Genomic DNA, 201 nt, shown 5'->3' on the forward strand with positions numbered 1-201 from the left:
CACTTGGATGAGTTGGTCTGCTCGGCTTCTCTGGGTTTTCAGGTCCTTTTGGATCTTTTGGTTTCTCGCCACCAAACTCTACAATCTTATCTACTGGTTGTTTTGTGATCTCTTCTGTTGGTTGACCCTCGCCAACTTTTTCACCCGTTAATGGGTTCACTGTGATTGGTGTTGTGATTGTCTTACTTCCTGGTTGTCCTT

Annotated in this window: 1 protein-coding gene; it reads right to left on the bottom strand. The window is 44.8% G+C overall.

Annotation, left to right across the window (positions count from 1 at the left end; genetic code table 11):
• Positions 1 to 201, bottom strand: a 201-nt coding sequence (locus tag IDG65_RS14765; RefSeq protein ID WP_206174293.1) for a G5 domain-containing protein, incomplete at both ends; no start/stop codon positions are given.

The sequence above is a fragment of the Staphylococcus sp. EG-SA-17 genome, assembly GCF_017151845.1.
GTDB classification, from domain to species: Bacteria; Bacillota; Bacilli; order Staphylococcales; family Staphylococcaceae; genus Staphylococcus; species Staphylococcus aureus.